Here is a 17,740-nt window from a genome sequence, read left to right as displayed (position 1 = left end):
AACCCGTCTTTGGAAACATTGGCACGACGAAAAGACTGAACCGCTTCAGTCTTCGGGGCAAGAAGAAAGTACAGGGCCAGTGGCAGCTTTACTGCCTGATACACAATATTGAGAAGTTAGCGAATTACGGTAACTTAGCCGCGTCCTGAAGGGCTTAGAGCGGGGTAAGCTGCTTTCTAAGAGCCAAAGGCCGACTTAAACAAGCTTTAGCTGGGCGCTCAAGTGGCTAAATGCCGATATTAAGATTACTCAGCCAGATGACTGGCTGAGTAAGTAAATTAGGACGAGAGGCGGTGGAGACGACTCGAAATCGGGTTTTTCTACAGCCTCGTTACGTGGCTCAGTCAGTCGACACAAAAGAAAGCATCAAATAAGAGAGAATATATGGATAGGTTTCTTGTAAATATGGCAGTTGTTAGGGTCAATTGGGATAAGAAAGGCTCTGATATTCTAGATAACTATATCCCTTTGGTTCATGAAACACTGGGTATGATGACCGCTGACGTTTTCTCTGTTGATGAATTCAAGGAAAAATTTGTTGAAATTGCAGAGTTTAAAATACCGACTGGTGCGGTACTCAGCTTGCTAAAAAGAGCTACCAATAAATACCAACTATTGGAGAAGCAGCCTCACGGAATATATAAAATCCAAAGAGATCGTGTTAAAAGTTCCAACTTCTCTACTTTGCGTGATGCTGAGCAACGAAGATACAATGGCTTAGTTCAGAAATTTGTTAATTACTGTAAAAGTCAGCATTCCGTAGATGTAGAGGAAGAAATCGCTTCAACATACTTCTTCGAAGTATTATATGACATTGCTCCATTACTATTTGTAAACCTAAGCGAAGCTGAAAAGATCAAGGCTGCACACTCAGACAAAAACAAATTTCTAGTTTCAAAATTTGTGGCTTACTCAAATAAGCACGATCAGGAATCATTTGAATCAATCCTTTCATTTGTTCGTGGAGCAATGCTAACAGAAACATTTTATTACTCTCAAAATGCTACTGACATTACAAATAAGCCATTAAAGAAAGTAGTTGTCTATTTAGATACGCAGTTTTTAGTAAGGGTTCTCGGCTTCTCTCAGAGAGAACTATGCATTCCATGTGAAGAGTTAATGGAAATGCTAAAGGATATGGGTGTATATACCCGTTGTTTCAGAAATACCCTTGACGAATTACATGGCATATTCTTTGCCGCGCTAAATCAAATTGACCAATATGGTCGACTAAACCCAAATAGGCCAAGCGATGTCTTCGACTATATTAATCAGAATTCAATAACGCCGTCTGACTTGCTGATTATAATGAATAGCCTAGAAGAAAAACTAAATAAAAAAGGGATATTTGTTGAAGAAAAACCTGAAATAATTAAAGCATTTTCATTAGATGAAAGCGCTTTATCTGAAAAGCTTGCCAGCGTGTTCGAACACCAATCGGAGAAAGCACGAGCGCATGATATTGCTTGCTTACAGGCAATTTTCCAGCTACGAGAGGGAAGAAAGCAAGACTATCTCGATAGATGCAAAGCGATTTTTATAACAACAAATGCACAGTTAGCTAGACTATCAACCTTGTTTTTTAATGAACAATACGGGCATTCCAATGCATCGGTATGTATGGGGGACCATGTATTCTCATCTTTGGTTTGGATGAAATCTGTCAAAAAAACAGCCGGCCTTCCTAAGGACAGGTTAGTTGCCAACTGCTATTCAGCACTTCTACCTTCAGATTCATTGTGGTCAGATTATATTAGTGAAGTAAACCGACTCAAAGAAAAGGGAAAAATAAACGAACATGATTATCACGTGTTGATCCACAGCATGGCAGCGAGAGACCAGCTAATGGATCAAGCGTTTTCATCAGATGACAATATGTTTGGTTCCGTAAGCACAATTTTAGAGAAAGCAAAAAAGATATATACAGAAGAGTTGGGCACTAGGCTGGAAGATGCTGAAAAAGAAGTAGCATATCAGACTATGAAAATAGATAAAATTATTGACACAGTTTCTCTTATCGTTAACCGTATATTTTTGGTTTCGACTATAGGGTTATGGGTATTGTTACTGGGCTACGCTCTAATGTACACAACCCCTGATTCTATTAGTGACATTTGGAACTTTGATTTTAAGTCAATAGTGTTTTTAGTGTTGCTTGTGGTTACTATATTGAATCTAATATTTGGTTTTAAATTAATAGATTTTTGCAAATCGTTGGCAAGTAAATTTGGCCAGAAGACAGCCGTAAAAATTCGTCATTTTATAGATAACACGTAACAATCGGCTGCACCGGACAAATTTCCGCTGTCATCTTTTGTGCAAAAAAGCCGCACAAAAGCCGCCATCAAAAATTTGCTCGGTGAGCCGGGCGTTGAGACTGTATAAAAACCCCGCGGATGCCTAAGTTTTGGTAGGATCGAAAAAACAAACAAGGAGTGGTTAGCATGCCACGCTTCAAGGTGTAATCCCCCCAGAAATCCGAAGCGGCTATAAGTAGAAAATTCCGATAAAATGAGCGTAAGGCGTTTTCTATGAGAAAGTCACGATTTACCGATAGCCAGATTCTCGCCATCCTCAAGTAGGCCGACTCAGGTGTGCCTGTCCCAGCGTGATGCCGTGAACATGGCATGAGCAGTGCTACTTTCTATAAGTGGCGCGCCAAGTTTGGTGGCATGGACGCCTCGTTGATGAAGCGGATGAAAAGAGCTCGAAGATGAAAACCGCCGACTCAAGAAGATGTATGCCGAGGAAAAGCTCAAAGCTGAGATCCGTCAGGAAGCACTTGAGGGAAAGTGGTAAAGCCATCTCAGCGACGTGAGATGGCCGCTTCTACTATCAAACGCCATGGTGTCAGTATTCGCCTTGCCTGTGAATGCATGAGCGTCAGTGAGTCCTGCTACTACTATCGGCCCAAACTGCGTTCTGAGAACGACGTCATTGCCGATAAGCTTCTGCGCTTGACGACAGCCAATAAGCGCTGAGGGGTTGGGCTTTGCTATCTGCAGTTGCGTAATGTGCGGGGTTACACCTGGAATCATAAGCGCGTTTACCGCATTTATCGGGAGCTTGAGTTGAACCTGAGCATCAAGCTCAGGCGACGCTTGATGCGAGATAAGCCAGATGCCTTGAGTGTGCCAACGGCTATCAACCAGGTATGGTCTATGGATGTTATGAGTGACTCGCTGATCGACGGTCGAACACTGCGAACCTTCAATGTCATCGATGATTACAATCGCGAAGGCTTAGGTATCGACGTTGACCTATCCCTGCCGAGTGCCCGCGTTATCCGCTCTCTGAAGCACATCATCTAGTGGCGGGGTAAACCGGCAGCCATCCGGCTGGATAACGGCCCTGAGTACATCGCTCAATCGTTGATCGATTGGGCTAACAGCCATCGGATAACGCTTTTATACATCCCGCCAGGCAAGCCGACTCAAAATGCCTATATCGAACGGTTCAATCGTACGGTACGGCATGAATAGTTGGAGTTGCATCAGTTCCACTCGGTCAGTCATGCACAGGAACTCGCGACTGAGTGGCTATGGCAATACAATAACGAGCGACCCCATACTGCTATCGGTGGCATCCCTCCTCGGCAGCTACTGATGACAGGTTAAGTTTCTACGAATAGCTGCTGCGAAAAATGGGGGATTACAGTCCCGGCGAGGATGCCCCATGTCTGCGGCGGAGAAATGATGTCCTCAATCATCTGCCAACGCTGATCAGACAGCTCGTAACGGCCTGCCATATAGCCCTCCGGTTCAATGAGCAGGAAGAGCGTAACATTGATGACTTTTCAGACAGAGCCTAGGAGTGCTTGATTAATTTATGAGTGAATACATTGAGTACCTTCAGGAAGTCTTCGAGCTCTTCGGGCCAATCACCGCTCGGAAAATGTTCGGTGGGTACGGCATATACCACAATGGATTGATGTTTGCTCTCGTCGCCGAAGACACCCTTTACTTGAAAGCGGACGCTGAAAACTCAGGCTACTTCGAGAAAGAGGGATTGGGTTCGTTCAAGTACAACAAGAGCGGCAAGTTAATGAGGATGTCCTATTACCTGGCACCCGATGAAATCATGGATGATCGCGAGCAAGCAGCCATCTGGGCACACCGCTCATTCGAGGCCGCCCTTCGTTCCCAAGCATTAAAGAACAAGCCAAAGATAAAGAAATAAATCGCGGACCCAACATGCAACTGTATGTTAGTCAATGCTCTAAAGCCGAGACGCCCAACTCGCGGGCATTCTCTACTGGTACCCGCCATCCTACACATGGACAAATCATTATTAGGTACTAGACTGAGCACTTAAGCATTAAGAACACATAACGACATAGCCTATACGCAAGAGATGACCCTAGGCCTCGTTTGATGATTTGGCTGATGTGTCGTGGAGCTATGAGCAACCGTTGGAGGAAGTGGGGGAGACGAGAGAGTGAATAAATAGCCGGGAACAACCCCGCACGGAACCCCAGGAAAATGAAAATAACATCAACGTAGGGAGCTACGACATGGGAACAGCAGCCGCAAGTCAGAATCTTCAATATGGTTACCCGACACCCGGGCCGCAAACCCCCTCCGGGCAACGGGTAATGGATCATGTGTTCTTCTTGTCCAATGCGGGGTGGAAAGCCGCCAGAGAGCAGAACCGTTACGACTACGTGGTGGTGGGGACTGGGTTTTGTGCCCTGGCGTTTGCGAAACACGTTCTAGCGTCAAACCCTCATAGCCGTATTCTTATGATCGAGCGCGGTCCCTTCTTTCTTCCGGAGCATTTTCAAAACCTCCCCTTGCCCTTTAAAGACACCCTGGGTGGACTTTCTGAAACCTTCCCCTGGACGATGTCCGCTTCTACTGCCCTGGGCAAGAATGGCCCGGTTCGCTGGCAACACGGCATGGTGCCTTTCTTCGGCGGTCGCTCCACGCTGTGGAGCGCCTGGTGTCCACGGCCGAATGATGCTGAATTTAACGGTTGGCCAAAAGCCACCATTGATGCCGCTCGAAAGTATTTTGATACGGCCGAGGAACTGCTGCGAGTCCAGAGAGCCGATCAAGTCGACCAGGGGCGCAGTACAGAGGAGTTAAACGTCATAGGCAAGAGTCGACCCGTCTATGGCCCCCTGCAGAAGCGTATTCAATCGCTGCTTGAAGAAAAGGGGAAAAGCGTCGAGGGAATCTACCGAACCCAGGCCGCACCTTTGGCGTCTGCCTCTGAGGATTTCAACGGCGTTGACTTCCAGAAGTATTCAACACCCGGCGATATTCTCGCACTGGCCGATCAGCAGGCCAAGCTGCATGTTTCCGGGAAGGGCGCCAGGCTGGATATTGTCACTGAGTGCATTGTAGAAAGAATTCAGCAACAAGAGATCAATGGTTCTCGTCAGGCCACTGCCCTGGAAACCTCCCGAGGCGTGCTGCCGCTGGGCGAGGCAAAACTGGTTCTTGCCATGGGCACCTTGCCACCCACTACTCTCCTGCGCAACTCCTTTCCAGGCACCCAAACGCTGGGCGAACGTTTTTCCGCGCATTTCATCAGTTCCATCGTGGCACGGGTTCCCAAATCTTCACTGGATCCGCAAGATAAGTTTGGCGACCTGGAGTTGAGTGCCTGTTATGTTGCTGGTGTGGCTGAAAAAAACTATGAACAGCAATTCCATATTCAGCTGTCGTCGCTATGGGATGTGAACCCGAAGAAGAATGCGGGTACGGCATTGCGCTACATGCCGGATGTGGTGGCAACCGCATCACCGACCCAACTGGAAACATCCGCAGGCTATGTGGTATTTGTCTGTGCGGTGTTGGGTGAACTGGATTATAAAAATTCTGAATCCTGGTTCTTGTGCAATGATCAGGACCAAAATATCACCACCAATTCATTGCTGCAGGTCAAGGAGAATACCCGGGACTATCAGACCTGGAATGCCATGGATAATGCCACTTTCGGTATCCTGGAAGATGTGCTCTCTCCGATGGGGGCTTCTCAGGTCGAGTACTGGCATGGTGACCCTGATTTGGGTCGATGGAGTTCCGAGCGGCCAAGCGAGGATCAGCGACGGGTTGATGCCCTGGTTCATGAAAGTTCCACCCTGTATCTTGGTGAAGAAGCGTCCGCCCCTGTGGATCTGAATTATCGATTCAGAGGCAGCAATAATGTGTATGTCACCGGTGGTTGCTTATGGCCGCAGGGTGGTTCCTGGAACCCAACACTGACCATGGTGGCTTTGGCCCAAGATCTCGCGGACAAACTGGAAAGCACGAAATAGCTCGCTTCCTCTCCCAAGGCCAGCAGCGCCAAGACGCTGCCGGTCATCTTTACCTTCCTTAGTCTCCTGTACTTCCTGTGCCCGTGCTAGCGCTCTCGTCATTGTGCCGGGGTGATAAAACCCTCGAACATTATACGGCGGTTTTGTTAGTAGGTCTGTGCTTGACCACTCAAGCAAACGGGAAACTAAGGAGATGTTACGGGCGGTGGCAGGGCGGTCATAGTGAAATAGACAGCATTAGCATAAATATGACCCAGGTCATTTCCGTAGCCTAAAGTGCTACGAGGGAGGCGTGGGACTCAACGGATTTAACTGCTAAGCTAATTTTATTAGAGCGAAAAACGCCGCAGGGAACAAACCTAATGCCAAATGCCCTACGCATTGAGCTTCACCCTATTAGCCAACGCGTGCAGGCGCATGTTGATGGCACCTTAATTGCTGATTCCACCAATACGCTTGAACTCCGCGAACGCGGCTACCCGCCACGCCACTACTTTCCTCACGAAGACGTGCGGATGGAGTTACTCACCGTTTCAGAAACCACCACTTATTGCCCGTTTAAAGGGAATGCGGTGACTTTATCGCTGGGTGAACGCCAGGATATCGCCTGGAGCTACGAGCAGCCAATTAAAGGCATGGAAGCTATTGCGGGTAGGGTGGCGTTTGGTGGTGAAGGTGTGGCGGTAGTGAATGGATAAAGGAAGATTAATTCTTTACCTAGTGTTGTCGAAGTGGAAAAGGCCGCGCGTGTGCGAATTCGGTAAATACAGTCTAGTTTTTATTAATTTTGTTGCGGGTCAGTCGGTTATATTCAAAAAGGTGGGCTGTGTTTTTTCGATAAACGTGCTGGCACGTTCATCCAATATTAGAACACGCTGCCTAATACTTGTTAAGTTCTTACTGCAATTTCAAATGTCAATAAGGAATGCTCATGGTACTACAAGTTACAACTGAAACCTTTGCCTACAGGGAAGGTGAATTAAAGTCAGCATTCGCGCTATCTACCAAAAATATAATAAAGTTTGGTGACACCGATATTTTTCCTTTTCCATACGAAACCAGAATGTTCTCAGATATTTTTGAAAAATTATTAACTTCCTTAGATGAAACACATAAAGACTTTCAGAATAGATTAAATGAGTGTCCGCCAGTTAATATAAGTACATGTTCAACGGTGGGCTATAATGGCTACCGATGGGCTACTCAAATAGACCCATATTGGAACGCCTATTTTCTAGGATTAGTGCTTTCGGTAAGTGAAAAAATCGAAGCTTCAAGAGTTGCTGATAATTATGTGTACTCGTACAGGTATTCTCCTGATTTTAATACAGGCTCATTATTTGATAAGAATATAAGTTGGCGTAAGTTTCAAAATGACAGCTTGGAGCTAGCAAAAGATGATAAATCAATTAATTACATTCTAACTTGTGATATAGCTGATTTTTATACAAGAATTTATCACCATAGACTCGAAAATGCTTTAGATCGAATAGATCCAAAAAAAGATGTCTCATCAAAAATAAAAAAGCTTATACAGAATTTTTCAGGAACTAATTCGTATGGACTTCCTGTAGGAGGGCCTGCTGCAAGGATGCTTGCAGAGCTGGCTCTAGATTCACTAGATCATATACTGCTTATTAATGGGATAAAGTTCAAAAGATACGTTGATGATTTTATAATATTCTGCGAGACTAAAGAAGATGCACATTCAGTTCTTACTTTTATTAGTCGAAAGCTTATGGAGAATGAAGGTTTAACTCTTCAGAAGCATAAAACGAATATCCTATCAAAGGATGAGTTTACTTCATTAACTCAGTCAAAGTTGTTTGGGCTTGATGAAGATGAAGGATCACCTATGAAAGCTAAGTTCATGAGCTTGCCTATTAGGTTTGATCCTTATTCACAAAATGCAGCTGAACAGTATGAAGAAATAAAGGAAGCATTGAGTGACTTTGATTTACTTGGCATGTTAAGTGACGAGTTGCAAAAATCTAAAATTAATCAACCTTTTAGTAAACAGCTTGTTCGAGCATTTGCTGCTGTTGATGATCGAGTTTTGTCGAATGCTTTTAACGTAATATTCAATAGTATTAATGAGTTATATCCGATATTTAACACAATAATTCAAGTTGCTACAACAAATTGGTCGCGGTTAGACGTGAAAACCAAAAAAATGGTAAGAGATAAGCTTATAGAGCTAATTAAAACAGATTCTTTTATTCTGAAAACAGAGCTAAACCTTGCATACGTTGTTAAGCTTTTTGCTAAGGAAAATAATGTTGAAGGGCAAACGATTTTAACTGAAATACATCGTTCAAACACGGATAGTATTTTAATTACTTTAGTCGTTACACAAGCAATGGCTAAGTGGGATACTCACTATTGGCTATCTGAGCTGAGAAGAACATTTCCGACAATGACCCCTTGGCAAAGGCGGCTTTTCATTGTTTCTTCATATCTTTTAGGTGATGAAGGCAAGCATTGGCTAACTCATAATAAAGCTAAATTTAACTTTATAGATGAGATTTATAGAGAGTGGGGAGGGCTTCGAAAAAATAGCAAAAATCTGGAGGAAGCTCTATGATTTCAGAATCTACTTTTTCTAGAAAGTTTACTTCATTTTGGAATGAAATATTACCCAATTCAAAAAACTATGTCAGGTTGATAAATGGTGGTCTGCTAGAGCCAGTTTATGAACCTTTTAATACAGCTGACCGAAAAAATAATATTGCATTAGTTAATGTGCATGCGTTTAGTATGCTACGAGAGCTATGCAATAAAATTCAGACGTTAGATCAACTAAATAGCAATGAGTATTTTAACAGCCAACGCTTTGAATTGTTGTTGAAAAATGATTTGAATTATTTGTCAAAATTTAGTTATGGGGCTGAGTGTTCGTTGCCTCTTTCTGTTGAGGAGAAAGAACAAGCTAAACAGCTTTTTAGGCAAATGTATATTAGATATTTTGCCGATGGTTTAAGTGTTGTCATAGATCCTAAATTTGACGGTTGCGGTTTTATTAATGAATCATTTGGTGATGTTGTTTCAGGTTGTAAATTGGTTGAAATAAAGTCTGGTGAAAGGCGGTTTAATTTATCGGATTTAAGGCAAATATTGGTTTATCTTGTATTGAATCACTACTCTAGAGAATCATTCAATATAAGTCATATTGAGCTTTTTAACCCGAGAATGGGAATAGCATTTACAGAAGATGTAGAAGGCTTTTGTATAAATTTGAGCGCATTGAATAGTCAAGATTTGTTTTCTGAAATTCAAAAATTTATTGTTGATAATAATTTTGTGGAAGAATTCGGAACTTAACAGGTTGCTGCTCACGGGCAAATTACTCGCTGCGCTCCCAATTTTTCGGCTAGCAAGGCATTATGGATTTTTCCAAGAATCTACAATCAGCAAGGAAATAAAATATGTTGCTATTAAGCACAGAAGTTCTGCCATCGAACTGTGAGATTAAAGAGATGTATTCGATGGTTCAAGTGACGAGGACAATTGAGGTTTCTAATAAGGGCCTTCTACGGAATATTTTCGGAAAAAATAAAAATGAGTATCAAGAAGCTATTGATCAGCTAGCCGCAGTAGCTCCCTCGGATGCAAATGCGATAATTGGTATTAAAGCTACATCAAGCACGCAGCAGTTTAGCAATGGTACTTTTTTGTACCTTACTTACATTGGCACACCCATTACATATCAGGTAAATGAGTAATTCATAACAAATCGCTCCATTACGCCCAGGCTGACGCCTGGGCTGGACGTCTTATGTATGTGCTCCGCGCATAAACAGCGTAGGTCGCCGCTGCACTCTGCATTAAATACACCCCATCCCACTCACCCTCATAACCTCCCTAGTAACAGCCTCATTCAACACCCCGCGTTTAACTTCCACCAGCGTGAGCCAATCCCGGGCGCGGGTGATGCCGGTGTAGACCAGCTCGCGGGTGAGAATCGGGTTGGGCGTTTGCGGTAGCAGTAGGGCGGTGTGCTGAAACTCCGAGCCTTGGGACTTGTGTACGGTCATGGCGAATACGGTTTCGACCGCGTGCAGACGGGAAGGCAGTACCCAGTGGATCGGGTTTTCTGAGTCGTTGGCGGCACTTGTAGAAGGAAAGGCGACTCTTAACAACGTTCTACCGGGCGCGCGCGGATCTGGCACCGCCATTGTAATGCCAATATCGCCATTCATCAGTTTCAGGCCGTAGTCGTTTTGAGTGACCATCACCGGGCGGCCTTCGAACCAGCCGTTTTCTAAGGTGTGATCACTGCCGAGCAATAGCTTTTCGCGGCGTAACGTTTTGGCGATGCGTAGGTTTAAGCCTTCTACCCCCCAAGGGCCTTTGCGAAGTGCGCACAGTAACTGAAAGTGGCTGTAGGCGTTAAGCACTTCGCTGGCCCAGTGGTGATAGGTGTTAGTATTCTCCTCAAACGATAGCCCCTGTGGACGCCGCTGCTTAAGCACCTGTAGGTAGTGGCGGTAGCCAGTGGGGGGGGCGATAAGCTCCCCTTTGTGGTTAGTGCGGCCCTCCCCGTTATTCAGAAAACCACCAGGACTGCCGCTAGTGACCAGCTTATCCAGTTCGCTATCTTCGTCGGCGTGCCCGCTATGTCTGCCTAACACCAGGTGGTGTAAATCCGGGTAACCGTGGCGCAGCACGCTGTGCACAGCCTGCTGTTTTTCCCGTTCGCTTTGCACATGGCCAGGCTGGTTGATGGCCTGGGCAAGCTGGCCAATGCCGCTCTGTGCATTAAAGCGATGGCTCACCCGCAGCATGGTAATGGCTTGGTCTAAAGGCTGGCCGTGGGGGTCGAGGTACTCCGGCGGTAGCGGCTGGCCGGTGGCGTGCTCAATCCACTGGGCGGTTTCCTGGGTGTAGTGGGCAGCGTCGGCCCGGCGGCATAGGTCACCCAGTACCGCTCCGGCTTCCACAGAGGCTAACTGATCTTTATCCCCCAGCAATATTAACTGTGCCTGGGCGGGCAGAGCACTTAGCACGGCGGTCATCATTTCGATATCCACCATTGAGGCTTCATCCACCACCAGTACATCCAGCGCTAGTGGGTTGTCGGCGTTGTGGCGGAAGTGTCGGGTGTCCGCCCGAGCGCCCAAGAGGCGATGAAGCGTGGTGACTTCGGTGGGTATCGCTATTGCGCTTGCCGATGCGGCGTTGAGTCGCTCCTCAAACTGCTCATTTAAGAGCGTTTCTAGTTGCGCGATGGGTAAATTATTTACCTGCCCGGCGATGGATTCATTCAGCCGTGCCGCTGCCTTTCCAGTGGGGGCGGCCAGACGGATGCGCAGCGGCTGGCTGGGCGCTTGGGCCAGTTGCAGGGTTTGCAGCAGCGCAAGCAGGCGTACCACGGTGGTGGTTTTGCCGGTGCCGGGGCCTCCGGTGATGACACCGAAGCGGCTGCGGGCCGCCAGGGCGCAAGCGGCTTTTTGCCAGTCCAGGGTGTCTGTGGGGGTAAACAGGGTATCCAGTGCTTGCTTAAGAAGGCGTTGTGAATCGGCAGACTCGCCATAGGGTAAGCGTTCACTGTCATGGCTGGTGGCTAAGCGGTTGGCGATCTCCTGGTGCAGGGTTTGTTCATACTGCCAGTAGCGGCGTAAATAGAGGCGGGTGGTGTGGCTGCCTTCGCCGTGCTGAGTGGCCGCGTTCGCCACCACCAGCGGGGTATTGCCGGGGCCTTCACTGGTAAGCACGGGGTGGTGCAGGGCGGTTTGCCACTTGGCGAGGGTGAGCGTCGCCAGCACCTCACTGGGCAGCGGGGGCGGGTCGGTCAGATCATCCCCTTCCGGTGGCAGTGAAAGCGCGAAATCCGGCGCGCTCAGGGTGGCGTTTAAATCGAGGCATACATGGCCGCGGCCTAACTGGTGGCTGGCCAGTGCAGCGGCCAGTAGCAGTAGGGGCGAGGCATCAGGTGCCTCCACTGCCAGAAAGCGTACCAGGGCGCGATCCAAGTCCTTTAGCCATCCTCTGGCTACCCAGCGCTCGCAGAGTGCCAGTAGCGCATCGGTATCGCTAAGCGCAGGGTGAGCGTTCACTTGCGGACTCAGAGCACGATTCTCCGTAGGCTGTTCTGTCTCCGGGGGGGCACCAAAGAGGTCCGGGGTATGAAACTCTTTGCGTGAGTTGCTCATGAGGTGGCCTCTTCGGGTGTGCCTGCAAACAGGTGGTCCAGTGCTTCAATCAACTCAACCGGGGTGGGCTCACACACGACACCGCACCCTGGGCTGCGGCTGCCGCGCAGAAATACCGTCATGGAGCCGCCTAAATGCTGATGCGGGTCGTAGTTGGGCAGGCGGGCTTTGAGCAGCCGGTGCATGGCAAGCAGGTAAAGGGCAGCCTGTAGGTCGTAGCGTTTGGCAAGCAGCGCTTGGTGCAGCGCATCGATGGTGTAGGCGCTATCGTCAGCCCCCAGGTAATTGGATTTCCAATCCAGTACATAGAAGCGCCCCTGATGCTCAAAAGCCAAGTCGATAAAACCTTTCAGCATGCCGTTAAGGGTATCGCTATCCAGCGCTGGTCGCTCCATTCCTGGCAGTAAGTAGTTGCTAACTAATCGGTCGATCGCTCGGGTATTCACTTGCTTCGCGGCGAACCAGAACTCCAGCTCCACCTGGTAGCTGTTCAATTCGGTCAGGGCCACGCTTTGCTGGCTCACTGAGCCTTTTAATGGCGGTGGCAAGGGCAAGGGCGTGGTCAGCAGCGCGCTTAACCAGCCCGAAAGTGGTTTCTGCCATGCCTGCCAGCCGCGCAGCTGTACCCGTCGCCAGAGCATATCGTTAAGCGCTTCGTGCTCTTTTACAACGGCTTCAAAGCCCTCTCTGCCTGCCCACTCCAACAGCCCGTGCAGGAAGGTACCGGGGCCGGGGCCGCGGGGAAACTTGTGCAGATGGAAAGTATCTGCGCTCGACCATTCGTTGTTAATCTTTTGCTCGAAATGCTTATTTACTCCCTTGTAAACTCCGCCTTCTCGCGAAAGATTGCCTAGACTGGCCTTCGCTCGAAGACTTTCCGTGTCATCAGGCGTAAGCGAAATGTCTTGCGGTTCATCCAACACCTCGAACGTCGTGGCTTCCTGGGCGGTGGTGGGTTCCAGGGGCGGCGCGACAGGTGCCGCCAAGGTGCCGGAAAGGCGCAGTGCTGAGTAGCTGGCAATCCACCAGTGCTCCTTCGCGGGGCGCAGCGGGGTGCGGGCGTGGCCTAACGTGGTGGTTTCGGTCGGTGGAGCAAGCCGCTGGGCGGTAGGGGCTGGGGGGGAGTCGATACGAATGCCGCTACCTTCCGCCAAGGCTTCCAGGGCGTGAGTCAGCGCTGCCGGAGCGATGGTGTGGCCGCCATTGATCAGATAGCCCAGGGCGCTTGCCTCCAGCCCTTTAAGCGGGGCCAGCCCCAGCCAGGTGGCATGGCGTGCACGGGTGAGCGCCACGTACAGTTTGCGCAGGTCTTCTCCCAGGCGTTCCCGGTCGGCGGTTGCCAGGGTGTCTTTGTCAGCGCTTAGGTTTAGCTGTAGCGTACCGTTGTCATCGTGCCAGCGCAGTGGCACATCCTCGGCCTTTACTGGCCGGTGGTTGGCGATAAACGGCAGAAATACCAGCGGGTACTCCAGCCCTTTGGATTTATGGATGGTGACTACCTTAACCAAATCCGCATCGCTTTCCAGGCGCAGCTTGTAGCTGTCGCCGTGACTCTCCGGGTCGGCAATGGCGTTTGCCAAAAAACGGATGAGGGCGTGTTCACCATCCAGTTCCTGGCTGGCCTGCTGCAACAGTTCACCCAGGTGTAGCAGGTCAGTGAGCAAACGCTCACCCTCTTCAGAGGTTGCCAACAGCCGGGCGGGAATATCGAAATCCACCATCATGCGCCTTACCAGTGGCAGAACGCCTTGGCGTTTCCATAGCCGGTGGTAGTCGCTGAACTGTTCCACCCGCGCTTCCCAGGCCAGCTCGTTCTGCTGCAGGTGGCTCAGGTCGGCAAGGCTCAAGCCCAGCACCGGCGTTGCCAGGGCTGCACGCAGCTGCGCTTCGGCCTGTCGGGAGCTGGCCAGCGGCTCGGCACAAGCGCGTAGCCAGCGCTCCACCTGCCCAGCCATAGGCGAGCTAAACACCTTGTCATGATCAGAAAGGTAGACGCTTTTTACCCCACGGCTGGCCAGTGCCAGACGAATAGCGCGGGCTTCCTGCAGGCCATTGACCAGTACCGCCATATCGGAAGGTTTTAGCGCTGTAAGGTGATCACTGTGTTGAAAACCACTCTTGCCCTGCTGGCCCGCTGACAGCAGCTCCACCATATGTGAGGCGCAGCGTTCGGCCATTTCGGTTTGGTAAGCGGTTTTGGAAAGCGGCTCATCGGAGGCTAGCGGCCACAGGGTCATGGCGGGCACCGGCTGGCCCTGGTGTACCAGTTGTTCGTCGCGGCCTTTGGCATCCACCGAGAGGAAGGGTAACGGGTTAGCGCCGCTTGTCTCGCGAAATAAAAAGGCACCGGCCGGGTGCTGATCGGCATAATGGAAGCAGTGGTTAACCGCATCGACCATGGCACGGCTGGAGCGGAAGTTGGTGCCTAGCGTAACGTGACGGCCTGCGGTGTCCTGGCGAGCCTGAAGGTAGGTAAAAATATCCGCTCCCCGAAAGGCGTAGATGGCCTGTTTGGGGTCGCCGATGAGTAGTATGGCGGCATCCCGGCGGGGCTTGGCTACCTGGTATACTGCGTTAAAGATGCGGTATTGAATCGGGTCGGTATCCTGGAACTCATCAATCAACGCTACCGGAAACTGGCGCAGAATTTGTGCGGCCAGGGCTTCTTTGTTGGGGCCTTGCAGAGCGCGATCCAGATGGGTAAGCAAGTCGTTAGGGCCCATTTCGGCGCGTCGTTCCTGCTCGCGTTCAAGGCGCACTTTGCACCACTGCACCGCATGAATTAACAAGTCGTTGCGCGGTTCGGGTAGGGCATTAAGTGCTGCCGGTAGCGCTGCTAACGCTTCCCAGGCCTCTGGGCAGGGTGGGTGGCCCTCTTTCCATATCTCAGCCAACCCTGCCGGGGTTAGGCGTTTCCAGGCGGTGTCAGTGAGTGTGGGGCGGTCCGCATCGCTTTCCGCCCACTCACTGAGTGCTCCCAGCCAGTTGGTGCGGCTTTTGGCATTAAAGCTCTGCCCTTTGAAAGCTTTACGTTGGGCGGCCTCTTCGAGCGCAGGCACCAGGTTGTCCAGCCAGTTAACCCAGGGGGCTTTCAACTGGCTTAAGAGTGCGTTGCGTTCTGCCTCTGCCGTATATAGCGATTCAATGGGCGGTGGGCGTAATGCTCCCAGCGCCGCACTTTCTGGCAACAGGCGGGTAACCTGGGCGTGTAACTCACCGGGGGATTTCCAGTAGCGGATGATGTTACCAAGGGCGTTGGCATCCAGCGGGTAATAGAAGGTACGCCAATAATCGCGTACCACTTCCAGCTCTAGTTCGCGCTGGTCGTTTTCAAGATTTAGTGAGAACAGGCTGCCGCTATCAAAGGCGTGTTCCCGCAGCATGCGGTAACACCAACTGTGAATGGTAGAAACCGCGGCTTCATCCATCCATTCAGCGGCCAGCTCCAGTCGGCGGGCGCAGGCGGGCCAGGTGGCCTCATCATATTGGTCGCGGAGTTGGAGCAGGAGCGGGTCGTCCGCAAGCTCGGAAGCAGGCCACTGCGAGGGCGCTGTGAACCCATCCTTGGGCGCTACTTTTTCTATCCCTGGAACAAGACTCTCTTCGTGACTTGCTCCTTTCGCGCCCGGCGCTTTCCGAAACACTGCAGCGGCCTCTACCAGCCGGTGGCGAATCCGTTCGCGTAGTTCCTGGGTGGCGGCGTTGGTGAACGTCACCACAAGAATTTCCGGTGGCGTAAGCGGGCGTATAAAGGCTGTTTCGTCTTCGTTGTGCTGCCCGCCCAACACCAGACGCACATATAACAGTGCAATCGTGAAGGTTTTGCCCGTCCCCGCACTGGCTTCAATCAGGCGGCTGCCGTGCAGCGGTAAGCTCAGGGGGTTGAGTGGGGAGGGCTGGCTCATCACTGTTCTCCAGGAGCTGGCGATGTAAAGCAAAGCGTCCTTGATAGGTAACCAAGGGCGAGCTGAGGCACTATATCGCGTTGATAGATAGGGAGCAAAAGGCTTCAGTGAGGGCCTTGGGCTGTATGGCAGCCGCTTCACCTGATAATCTTGTCCGCGAGCCACTATGAGAGCGGTCTGTTTACGCTACCGGCGGCTGTTGCTCACATTCAAGACTGGAACTCATGCTGACATCGCTTCTGGATAACGATTTCTACAAGATCACGATGCAAAATGCCGTGATCAAACGCTTCCCGTATGCACAGGCGCGTTACGCCTTCATCAATCGAGGTGAACACCATTTTCCCGATGGATTCGGCGCGGTATTGCGTCGTGAGGTCGATAAAATGGCGGCACTTCGCCTGAGTAATGAGGAGAAGCGCTATCTTCAGGTGACCTGCCCTTACCTGGATCCAACGTACCTCGATTTCCTTGCGGGCTTTCATTACGACCCTTCCGAGGTGATTATTGAGCAGCAGGGGCACGATCTGTCCGTGGTGATAGAGGGGCCCTGGTATCGCACCATCCTGTGGGAAGTGCCGCTGATGGCGCTAATCAGCGAGCTTTGGTACCAGCTGCGCGATGTCATCGTGAGCCGGGAAGATGATGCCCTGGTAGAGCAGCGGACACGGGATAAAATTGAGCTGTACCGCCGTTTGGGGTTGAAAATCGCCGAGTTCGGCACCCGTCGGCGTTTCTCCTTTGCGATTCACGATCGCGTGGTTGGCGCACTGCATCACTATGGCGGTGAGGCGTTCAGTGGCACCAGCAATGTGCTGCTGGCTATGCGCCATGGTGTTAAACCGATTGGTACCCACGCCCATGAGTGGTTTATGTTCCATGGTGCCCGCTTCGGTTTCAAAATGGCGAACAGCCTGGCGCTTGAACATTGGGTGGATGTGTACCGCGGCGATCTCGGCATTGCCTTGACGGACACCTTTACCTCGCGGGTGTTTTTTGACAGCTTCGATAAGAAGTTTGCCAAGCTGTTTGACGGTGTGCGCCATGATAGCGGCGATCCTATCGATTTTGCGGCGGCGACCATTGCCCACTATGAGCGTCTGGGTATTGATCCGTTAAGCAAGACGATTATCTTCTCCGATGCGCTGACGCCGGAAAAGGTCGAACGCATCCAGACGTTTTGCCAGAACCGGATTGGGATGGCGTTTGGCATCGGCACCAATTTCACCAACGATGTTGGTGTCGAGCCAATGAACATGGTGATCAAAATGGTGGAAGCCCGTCCCGAGGGGCAGGACTGGTTACCGGTGATCAAACTCTCCGATGTTCCTGATAAGCACACCGGCGACCAGGATATGATCTCGCTGGCGAAGCGGGTGCTCTCCTTGAGCCGTGCAAGCGTGTAGCCCTTGCTTGGG

General features: G+C 50.2%; 11 protein-coding genes and 1 pseudogene. 10 read left to right on the top strand and 2 right to left on the bottom strand.

What is annotated here, in order from left to right; translation table 11 throughout:
• The 9 genes and pseudogenes from HP566_RS21520 to HP566_RS03115 all read left to right on the top strand — a co-directional run.
• A partial coding sequence (locus tag HP566_RS21520) for a transposase (protein WP_284041292.1) occupies window positions 1-149 on the top strand: 149 nt, incomplete at its 5' end.
• A gap of 235 nt (window positions 150-384) precedes the next feature.
• Window positions 385-2,277 (top strand): hypothetical protein, encoded by a 1,893-nt coding sequence (locus tag HP566_RS03150; RefSeq protein WP_249975810.1) that lies wholly within the window; start codon window positions 385-387, stop codon window positions 2,275-2,277.
• A gap of 254 nt (window positions 2,278-2,531) precedes the next feature.
• Window positions 2,532-3,617: pseudogene (locus tag HP566_RS03145) on the top strand (IS3 family transposase).
• Between the two features lie 211 nt (window positions 3,618-3,828).
• Window positions 3,829-4,179, top strand: a complete 351-nt coding sequence (locus HP566_RS03140; protein ID WP_249975809.1) for a TfoX/Sxy family protein — start codon at window positions 3,829-3,831, stop codon at window positions 4,177-4,179.
• A gap of 334 nt (window positions 4,180-4,513) precedes the next feature.
• A complete protein-coding gene (locus HP566_RS03135; RefSeq protein ID WP_249975808.1) occupies window positions 4,514-6,265 on the top strand; it encodes a GMC oxidoreductase in 1,752 nt (583 codons plus the stop codon).
• 362 nt (window positions 6,266-6,627) lie between these two features.
• Complete coding sequence (locus tag HP566_RS03130; protein ID WP_249975807.1) at window positions 6,628-6,963, top strand: DUF427 domain-containing protein; 336 nt, start codon at window positions 6,628-6,630, stop codon at window positions 6,961-6,963.
• A 233-nt stretch (window positions 6,964-7,196) separates the two neighbouring features.
• On the top strand, window positions 7,197-8,849 hold the full coding sequence (locus tag HP566_RS03125) for an RNA-directed DNA polymerase (RefSeq protein ID WP_249975806.1): 1,653 nt from the start codon (window positions 7,197-7,199) through the stop codon (window positions 8,847-8,849).
• Window positions 8,846-9,586 carry a hypothetical protein gene (locus tag HP566_RS03120; RefSeq protein WP_249975805.1) on the top strand — a complete coding sequence of 247 codons (741 nt, stop codon included), beginning with the start codon at window positions 8,846-8,848 and terminating at the stop codon, window positions 9,584-9,586. Before HP566_RS03125 ends, HP566_RS03120 begins: the two co-directional genes overlap by 4 nt.
• Window positions 9,587-9,690: 104 nt before the next feature.
• Complete coding sequence (locus HP566_RS03115) at window positions 9,691-9,987, top strand: hypothetical protein (RefSeq protein ID WP_249975804.1); 297 nt, start codon at window positions 9,691-9,693, stop codon at window positions 9,985-9,987.
• 102 nt (window positions 9,988-10,089) lie between these two features.
• Here HP566_RS03115 and recD read toward each other — a convergent pair whose 3' ends face one another.
• Together recD and recB are read right to left on the bottom strand one after the other, a co-directional pair.
• On the bottom strand, window positions 10,090-12,417 hold the full coding sequence (gene recD / locus HP566_RS03110; RefSeq protein WP_249975803.1) for an exodeoxyribonuclease V subunit alpha: 2,328 nt from the start codon (window positions 12,415-12,417) through the stop codon (window positions 10,090-10,092).
• On the bottom strand, window positions 12,414-16,322 hold the full coding sequence (gene recB / locus HP566_RS03105) for an exodeoxyribonuclease V subunit beta (RefSeq protein WP_249975802.1): 3,909 nt from the start codon (window positions 16,320-16,322) through the stop codon (window positions 12,414-12,416). Before recB ends, recD begins: the two co-directional genes overlap by 4 nt.
• Before the next feature lie 224 nt (window positions 16,323-16,546).
• Here recB and pncB point away from each other — a divergent pair, with 224 nt between their 5' ends.
• Window positions 16,547-17,728 carry a nicotinate phosphoribosyltransferase gene (pncB, locus tag HP566_RS03100; RefSeq protein ID WP_249975801.1) on the top strand — a complete coding sequence of 394 codons (1,182 nt, stop codon included), beginning with the start codon at window positions 16,547-16,549 and terminating at the stop codon, window positions 17,726-17,728.
• Window positions 17,729-17,740: the final 12 nt, after the last annotated feature.

Source organism: Vreelandella olivaria (genome assembly GCF_023507745.1).
Taxonomy (GTDB): Bacteria; Pseudomonadota; Gammaproteobacteria; order Pseudomonadales; family Halomonadaceae; genus Vreelandella; species Vreelandella olivaria_A.
Note: the sequence above shows the minus strand (reverse complement) of the source record. Positions and strands in the feature narration are given on the sequence as shown.